The 8,616-nt window shown below is 35.4% G+C and carries 5 protein-coding genes, 1 rRNA gene and 1 pseudogene; 4 read left to right on the top strand and 3 right to left on the bottom strand.

Features of this window, described 5'->3' with window-relative positions; genetic code table 11:
• Positions 1–153 precede the first annotated feature (153 nt).
• Together rrf and pafA are read left to right on the top strand one after the other, a co-directional pair.
• Positions 154–263: ribosomal RNA gene (gene rrf / locus C245_RS0121280) — 5S ribosomal RNA — on the top strand.
• Positions 264–837: 574 nt separating this feature from the next.
• Positions 838–2,454: an alkaline phosphatase PafA gene (gene pafA, locus C245_RS0121275; protein WP_017498639.1), complete on the top strand. Its 1,617-nt coding sequence runs from the start codon at positions 838–840 to the stop codon at positions 2,452–2,454.
• Between the two features lie 134 nt (positions 2,455–2,588).
• On the opposite strand, the gene ald is transcribed toward pafA, so the two are convergent.
• A complete protein-coding gene (gene ald, locus C245_RS0121270) occupies positions 2,589–3,707 on the bottom strand; it encodes an alanine dehydrogenase (RefSeq protein ID WP_017498638.1) in 1,119 nt (372 codons plus the stop codon).
• Positions 3,708–3,907: 200 nt separating this feature from the next.
• Between ald and C245_RS0121265 the strand changes: the two genes are divergently transcribed.
• Positions 3,908–4,366 carry an Lrp/AsnC family transcriptional regulator gene (locus C245_RS0121265; protein WP_017498637.1) on the top strand — a complete coding sequence of 153 codons (459 nt, stop codon included), beginning with the start codon at positions 3,908–3,910 and terminating at the stop codon, positions 4,364–4,366.
• 118 nt (positions 4,367–4,484) lie between these two features.
• Here the strand turns inward: C245_RS0121265 and C245_RS0121260 are convergent, their stop codons facing one another.
• Together C245_RS0121260 and C245_RS23375 are read right to left on the bottom strand one after the other, a co-directional pair.
• Complete coding sequence (locus tag C245_RS0121260; RefSeq protein WP_017498636.1) at positions 4,485–5,933, bottom strand: glyceraldehyde-3-phosphate dehydrogenase; 1,449 nt, start codon at positions 5,931–5,933, stop codon at positions 4,485–4,487.
• 315 nt (positions 5,934–6,248) lie between these two features.
• Positions 6,249–7,650: pseudogene (locus C245_RS23375) on the bottom strand (trypsin-like peptidase domain-containing protein).
• A gap of 140 nt (positions 7,651–7,790) precedes the next feature.
• Between C245_RS23375 and dapF the strand changes: the two are divergent.
• A complete protein-coding gene (gene dapF, locus C245_RS0121250; RefSeq protein ID WP_017498635.1) occupies positions 7,791–8,573 on the top strand; it encodes a diaminopimelate epimerase in 783 nt (260 codons plus the stop codon).
• Positions 8,574–8,616: the final 43 nt, after the last annotated feature.

The following is an 8,616-nucleotide window of genomic DNA, read 5'->3' as shown; positions in this document are numbered from 1 at the left end:
CACCCTTTTCCCTCCGAGCAATCGGAGGGAGAGAACTTTCTTAACTAAAAAACTTATTTGTTTCTTTATCTCAGTATGTTAAAATATTGTTTTAATTATCAATTGTTAATTATCAATTGTCAATTAAAAAGTTGCCCAAGCAACTAACAGCCTTAAGGTGGTTATTGCGGCGGGGCTCACCTCTTCCCATCCCGAACAGAGAAGTTAAGCCCGCCTGCGCAGATGGTACTGCAGTTATGTGGGAGAGTATGTCGTCGCCTTTCTTTTGAAGAACCCTATCCAATTCGGATAGGGTTTTTTGTTTTATACTATTTTTAAATCCTTATGCGCTTTGTGTAAATCTTTGCGATTAAAAAATAAAACGCGGATGATACGGATTCGCTAGGCGAAAACGCGGATTAAGACGGATTTTTTATTGGCTGTAGATGGCTTTTGCCCTTTCAGGGCGATATTTATTGTTCATTTTGGTTCATAATGCTTCGCACCATGCTCTCTGCTTTTCGGGCTTTCAGCCCTTTTTCCTTGTGTGCTTTGCGTAAACCTTTGCGGACTTTGCGGTTAAAAACTTTAGTTCTTTTTTTCTTTAAATATTCTTTTTATCATAGACTGCGTTAGGGATGGAAGCGATATCCTTTTGCGATGTCCATATTTCTAAAAATTCCCTGAAACTTCTATCGCAAAAGATTTAGCGGACAGCCCGACCCAAAGGGGAACGCCATAATTGATCTATTAATTTTGTTTTTGTTAAAATACAGTCATTTTTTGTTTTTTAAGATGGTGTGATAGATTTTTTTAAATGCTATTGAGTATTTTTGTTTGAAACATTATAAATTAAGTATGAAAAAAACTATTGTATTGTTGACACTGTTTGTAATTTCAAATTTAAGTGCTCAGCAGCGCCCTAAGTTGGTGGTAGGTATTGTGGTAGACCAGATGAAAATGGAATATTTGTATCGGTTCTCAGATGATTTTTCGTCTAATGGATTTAAGAGATTGATGAATAATGGATATACTTTTCAGAATATGCATTACAATTATATGCCTACTTACACTGCTCCTGGTCATGCGTCTATTTATACGGGGACCACACCGGCAACTCATGGAATTGTAGGAAATGAATGGTTTAGCAGAACACTTGGTAAAGATACCTATTGCACGGATGATGCTAGTGTGAAAACAGTAGGCGATGGTACTGCTGAAGAAGGCGCGATGTCTCCTAAAAACTTACTAAGTACTACTATTACTGATGAAGTGAGAATGGGGACTAATTTTGAAGGTAAAGTGATCGGAATGAGTTTGAAAGATCGTGGAGCGATTTTACCAGCCGGACATTTTGCGAATTGGGCTTTCTGGTACAGTAAGACAGGTTCTTTTATTTCGAGTACTTTTTATGGTGAAAAGTTACCAGAATGGGTTTCGGAATTCAATAATGAAAAGCGTTATATGACGTATATCAATAAAGGATGGGATTTGTATAAGCCACTTTCAGTTTATAATGAGAGTTTACCGGATAATAATCCATACGAAGGGAAGTTGTATGGAAGTGCTGCGCCGGTTTTTCCTTATGATTTAAAGGGTATGTATGAGAAGAATGACGCAGGGGTTTTGAGAGCTACTCCTTATGGAAATGACTTGTTGGCAGAATTTGCGATGAAGGCTATCGAGAAGGAAGAGTTAGGGAAAGATAGTATAACTGATTTTCTAACAGTAAGTTTTTCTTCTACAGATTATGTGGGACATTTACTTGGACCAAGATCGATGGAACTTCAGGATACTTATTTAAGATTGGATCAAACAATTGCTGACTTTTTAAATTATTTAGATAAAACGGTTGGGAAAGATAATTATTTGTTATTTTTAACAGCTGATCATGCGGGTGCTGAGAATGTGATCTATTTAAAGGATCGAAAATATAATGTAAACAATTATCCGGTTAAGGATGTTAGAAAGAGTCTGCAGGATTTTTCAGTGAAAACATTTGGTGTTGATTTGATTTTAAATTATTCGAACTTTAATGTGTTTTTGAATAAGCCAGTTCTTAAGAAAAAAGGACTTGATTTAGTAAAAGTGAAGCAGAGTTTTAAAGAGTTTTTGATTTCACAGCCACAAGTTAAAAGAGCATATACAGAAGAGGAAATTTTAGCAAATTCCGGAAAGGATTATTATCTTGATTTTATAGCGAAAGGTTATGATGTAACTCAAAACGGAGATTTGATTATCCTTGATAAACCTGGAAATATTGAATATTCTACTACAGGAACATCACATGGAACTCCTTATAGTTATGATACACATGTGCCGGCTATTTTTTATGGATGGCATATTAAAAAAGGTGAGTCATACGACAAAAAGGCTATAACTGAAATTGCGCCGACAATAGCCCAAAAAATTAAAGTAACTTTTCCAAATGGAACAGAAGCAAAAGTGTTGCAGGAAGTTCTGGATGAAAAATAGTTCTTCTGTACTTGAAAGCTATATAGAACCTGTCATGTTTTGTGACAGGTTTTTTTATGCGTAAAAAAAAAGGCTTTTCAATTAAGAAAAGCCTTTTGATAGTGATTTAGTAAGCACTTATTTTAATGTTAGCACTATGCGTTTGCTAACACTATTTCTTCGTCGAAAGGTAAATTCCACGCTTCAGCAACTCCTTTGTAAAGGATTTTTCCATTAGCAATGTTTAATCCTTTTTTCAATTCTTCGTTTTCGTTACAAGCTGTCTCCCATCCTTTGTTTGCTAATTGTACAGCATAAGGTAAAGTAGCATTTGTTAAAGCTAAAGTAGAAGTGTAAGGAACAGCTCCCGGCATATTTGCTACACAATAGTGAACAATATCATCGATGATGAAAGTTGGGTTTTCGTGAGTTGTAGGAGTACAAGTCTCGATACATCCACCCTGATCTACAGCTACGTCAACAACAACAGTTCCTGGACGCATTAATTTTAACATGTCACGAGTAATTAAGTGAGGTGCTTTTGCTCCCGGGATCAAAACGGCACCAACAATTAAATCAGCTGTAGCGATTGCTTTAGTGATATTGTAGTGGTTAGACATTTCTGTGTTCACGTTAGCTGGCATGATATCATCTAAATAACGTAAACGTGGTAAGCTTAAATCCATGATAGTAACCTGAGCACCTAAACCAGCAGCCATTTTAGCAGCTTGAGTTCCTACGATTCCTCCTCCTAAAACCAATACTTTTGCTGGTGGAACACCTGGAACACCTCCTAAAAGAATTCCTCTTCCTTTTAATGGTTTTTCAAGGTATTTTGCCCCTTGTTGGATAGCCATACGACCTGCAACTTCAGACATTGGTACTAATAATGGTAAACTGCGGTCTGCTTTTTCAACTGTTTCGTAAGCTAAACATACAGCACCTTTCTCAAGCATAGCATGAGTTAATGGCTCTGATGAAGCAAAGTGGAAGTATGTGAATAATAATTGATCTTTTTTGATTAATGGGTATTCAGAAGCAATAGGCTCTTTTACTTTAATAATCATTTCTGCAATGGCATATACTTCTTCAATAGTTCCTAAAACTACCGCACCTGCATTTGCATATTCATCATCACTGAAACCACTTCCTAAACCGGCTGTAGCTTGTACGTAAACAGTATGTCCGTGTTTTTTCATTTCAGAAACTCCTGCAGGAGTTAATGCTACACGGTTCTCATTGTTTTTGATTTCTTTTGGAACACCTATTATCATTTTGTTATCTTTTTTATTTTTTGTTGAAATTGTTTTACAAAACTACAGATAGAGAATATATTATTGATTAATGTGGAATAAATAAGAAAATATTATTTTATTTTATACTTTTACAGAAAAATATACTGTTTCAGGAAAGCAAATTGCCTCTAAAAAGAAAAAATGACTAAATTTTATTAATCAATGAAAACGTTTTCGTTATGGCTTTAGATGAAATTGACAAGAAAATCTTACGACTTTTACAGGAAAATGCGCATTATACTTTAAAAGACATTGCGAACAAGATAAATCTATCTCTGACACCGGTTCATGACAGGGTGAAACGTCTTGAAAAAGAGGGTGTTATAGAGAAGTATGTCTCTATTTTGAACAAGAAAAAACTCGGTAATAATTTAACGGTGTATTGTCAGGTGACCCTCACGAAGCAGACTTATGATACTTCGGAAGGATTCAATCAGTCTATTTTAAATCTGCCTGAAGTGGTGGAGTGTAATTATGTTTCGGGAAATTTTGATTATATGTTGAAAGTTGTCATTCCTGATATGGAAAGTTTTCATCACTTTCATCAAAAAAAATTAGCAGTTCTTCCTGAAGTTTCTCTGATCAATACTGTTTTTGTAATTTCAGAGGTAAAGAGTACTACAGTTTTACCAATATAGTTTACAAAAGTGCTATGGATTCATTTTAATCGGGTAGAATTGAAGTGACTACAACTAAAATACAAAAGCCATCAAGAAAACTTGATGGCTTTTGCTGTATGAATGGTTTTGGTGTATCCTAGTAGTAAGTAAAACGTCTTACTTTGGCAATGTATTTCGCCAGACGAATTACCTGGTGGCTATAGCCGTATTCGTTATCGTACCAAATGTATAAGACGATATTTTTACCATCTTTAGAAACAATTGTAGCGTTACTGTCATAGATTGAAGGAGCTGAAGTTCCTACGATGTCTGATGAAACCAATTCGTTGTTCAATGAATATTTGATTTGCTCTACTAATTCACCTTCCAAAGCGTATTTCTTCATGATCTTGTTGATAGCCAGGATCGAAGTTGCTTTTTTAACTTCTAAGTTTAAAACTACCAATGAACCGTTTGGAACAGGAACTCTGATGGCATTAGATGTTAATTTTCCTTCTAATGATGGCAATGCTTTTGCAACGGCACTTCCTGCCCCGGTTTCGGTAATGACCATGTTTAAAGCTGCTGCTCTTCCACGACGGTATTTTTTATGCATATTGTCAACCAAATTCTGGTCGTTTGTATAGGCGTGGATAGTTTCTAAGTGTCCTTTTACTACTCCTAAAGTATCCTCAACAGCTTTTAATACCGGTGTGATAGCATTTGTCGTGCAGGATGCAGCAGAGAAAATATCAATTTCGTCAGGATTGTACTCGTTATGGTTTACTCCGTGAACGATATTTGGAACTCCTTTTCCAGGAGCAGTCAATAAAACTTTACTGGCTCCGTTAGAAGTTAAGTGTCTTTTTAAAGCTTCTTCTGTTGTAAAAGCTCCTGTATTGTCAATAACTAAGGCCTCATTGATTCCGTATAAAGTATAATCAATTTCTTCCGGTGAATTTGCTGTAATGATATGAACGGTAGTTCCGTTGATAATTAATGCATTGTTCTTTGGATCGGCAGTAACAGACCCCTGAAAATCTCCATGTATTGAATCGTATCTTAAAAGAGAAGCTCTTTTCTCTAATGTCGAAGCATCATTTTTGTCTCTGGTAACAATCGCTCTTAGTCGCAATTGATTTCCTTTACCGGTTTTAGACATTAATTCTCTGGCTAATAAACGGCCAATTCTTCCGAAACCATATAAAACAACATCTTTTGGTTGAATTTCTTCTGAAGATTTTGCTTCTTTCAATTTATCGATTACAAAATATCGCGCATCAGGATACTTTTCATCTTCCAAACGATATTCGTAAGTTAGTTTTCCAAGATCTAACTTAGCAGGTGGAAGATCTAAAGATAAAATAACTCTCGCGATTTCCACTGAATCAAAAATGGTGATAGGCTTGCCTACAAATTCACCGGCATATTGATGCAAATTGATAATATCGCTGACATTTTGATCCAGTAATTGGTTTTTGAAAAGAACCATTTCAATGGATTTGTCATACCATAAATCGCTTATGATTTTGATTAATTCGACACCAGCTCTTCTTCGGTCGACTTGTAATGATACCTCTTTTTGGTACAAAGATTTTTTGCTCATAATTGATTAAATTGAAAAAATAAATAGACGACTATTTTTAAATTTTGCGCAAAAGTACCCATTTCAATCGATTTCGTAAACTGTTTTATGATTTATTTTTGAAATTTGTATAAAAAATAATTTTTCCTAATTAGTTAAAAATTGAGCTTATGATAATGAAAATGGGAGCTCATTTGCGAAGGAAAACAAAAAAGTCACCTTATTTCTAAGATGACTTTTTTAGGAGTTTTCAGTCGCAGTTTTCAGTTTTCAGTGTAAAAAAGAAAACTATGACTGTAAACTATGACTGTAAACTGAGACTGTAAACGGGGAGACTTAAATAATAATTCTGAGAATTTCTCCCGACTTACTGATCATTTCAAGACGCACACTTTGTCCGTCATTTTTATTGTTTAAAAGTTTAGAAACAGTTTCAATGTTGGTTGCTTTTACATTATCAATACTTAAGATAATATTGCCTTGAAGCTCATTTTGATACTGCATTAAGTTTTCATTCGTGATGCTTCTGATTTTTACACCATAATCAATTTTGAATTTCTTTTTATCTGAGGCATCGATGTTTTCCAGCTCAATTCCTTTAAATTCAGTACTAAAGAATTCATTTTTACTTAAGGTTACCGGAACTGTTTTTGTTTTTCCATCTTTAATATAGGTCACTTTTACAACATCCTTAGGACGTTTGGTATTAATATAACCGGACAGATCTGCATAAGTGGCAATGTTCTGGTCGTCAAGTTTTATAATAATATCTCCTTTGCCCAATCCTGCTTTTTCGGCTCCGGAATTTTTGGAAACTTTACTAATATAGAAACCTTGTGTTTCTGTAATTCCTAATTCTTTAGAAGCGGTACTGTTTAATTCACCACCTTCAACACCCAAAATACCTCTTTGTACATTTCCGAATTCCATAATGTCTTCGATTATTTTTCGGGCAATATTAGACGGAACAGCAAACGAATATCCGACATAAGAACCGGTCATAGAAGAGATCATAGTATTGATACCGATCAATTCACCTCTGGTGTTTACTAATGCACCACCACTATTTCCGGGGTTTACAGCCGCATCTGTTTGAATGAATGACTGAATTCCGTTAGTATCCAGATTTCGGGCTTTTGCCGAAACAATTCCCGCAGTAACCGTAGACGTTAAATTATACGGGTTTCCTACTGCCAAAACCCACTCTCCGATTTTTACAGAATCAGAATTAGCAAAAGCGGTATAAGGCAATTTTTCATCAGCATTAATTTTCAGTAAAGCGATGTCCATTTTAGAATCGGTACCTATTAATTTTGCTTTGTATGATTTTTTATTGTTTAAAGTAATTTCGATTTCTGTAGCATCTTTAATCACGTGATTATTGGTTACAATGTATCCGTCTTCCGAAATAATAACTCCGGATCCGGTTCCAACTTGCTCCTGCTGTTGTTGACCTCCATAACCGTAGAAAAATTCCATCATAGGATTGCTGACGGTTCTTCGCGAGACATTTTTTACGTGAACAACAGTGTGAATGGTTTTGTCTGCGGCCGCTGTAAAATCAACCGTTTCAGCAGATAGTGCTACGTTTCTTCCAAATGAGTTGGGGGCAAGAGTAACAACAGAATTTCCTCTTCCAAAAAAAAGAATTGCTGCTTTCAAATAATAATTTGTAAGCACCAAGGGTAGTTGCACCACTAAGCAGTGAAACTAAAAATAAGGTTGAAAATCTTTTCATATTACAGTTTATATTATTGGTTATTTTAACGTAAAAATACTTCAAAAAATTATCTGAGAAAATGGTTTAACGCTCTTTAACAATGATTAACATTTCATTAATTATTTGTTCGTACTTTTGTGTCAGTTAATGTAAAAAAAATGCAAATAGAATTTTATAAATATCAGGGTACCGGGAACGATTTTATTATGATTGACAACCGTTCAGAGTTCTTTCCAAAAGATAATATTAAATTGATTGAGCGACTGTGCGACAGACGTTTCGGGATTGGTGCCGACGGACTTATCTTACTCGAAAATGATACGGAAACGGACTTCAGAATGGTCTATTATAATTCAGACGGAAATCAGAGTTCGATGTGCGGAAATGGCGGTCGTTGTCTGGTAGCTTTTGCCAATCAGTTGGGGGTTATTGACGACAAAACTACCTTTATTGCAACAGATGGATTGCATCATGCTTCGGTGGGAGAGGATGCTATTATTTCCTTGCAAATGATTGATGTGGATGAAGTGAAAAAGTACGATTCTTACACGTTCTTAAATACGGGTTCACCACATCATGTGCAGCTTGTAGAGGATTTAGAACATTATAATGTGAAAGAAAATGGTGCCGCAATTCGTTATGGCGAATTATATGGTGAAAAAGGAAGTAACGTTAATTTTGTAAAAAAAGTAGACGATAGTACTTTTTCATTGCGTACTTATGAAAGAGGTGTTGAAGATGAAACTTTGGCTTGCGGAACCGGAGCAACGGCAGTGGCAATTGCAATGAACGCTATTGGTTTAACAGATAAAACGTCAATTCATCTGAATGTTGAAGGCGGAAAATTGGTGGTTTCTTTTGAGAAGTCAGACGAACATTTTACCAATGTTTTTTTAACCGGGCCAGCCAAATTCGTTTTCAAAGGAACGATTGAAATTTAATTAGCCTCAAACGATCCAAAATCAGCAATCTAAAATCTAAAAT

Origin of the sequence: Flavobacterium sp. WG21 (assembly GCF_000335775.1) — a bacterium.
Classification (GTDB): domain Bacteria; phylum Bacteroidota; class Bacteroidia; order Flavobacteriales; family Flavobacteriaceae; genus Flavobacterium; species Flavobacterium tructae.
The sequence above is the reverse complement of the archived record's forward strand: the minus strand, read 5'-3'. Positions and strand labels throughout refer to the sequence as shown.

What these genes read in the sequence shown, in the direction of transcription:
- pafA (WP_017498639.1), top strand. Translation starts at nt 838, where the DNA reads ATGAAAAAAACTATTGTATTGTTGACACTGTTTGTAATTTCAAATTTA.
- ald (WP_017498638.1), bottom strand. Translation starts at nt 3,707, where the DNA reads ATGATAATAGGTGTTCCAAAAGAAATCAAAAACAATGAGAACCGTGTA.
- C245_RS0121265 (WP_017498637.1), top strand. Translation starts at nt 3,908, where the DNA reads ATGGCTTTAGATGAAATTGACAAGAAAATCTTACGACTTTTACAGGAA.
- C245_RS0121260 (WP_017498636.1), bottom strand. Translation starts at nt 5,933, where the DNA reads ATGAGCAAAAAATCTTTGTACCAAAAAGAGGTATCATTACAAGTCGAC.
- dapF (WP_017498635.1), top strand. Translation starts at nt 7,791, where the DNA reads ATGCAAATAGAATTTTATAAATATCAGGGTACCGGGAACGATTTTATT.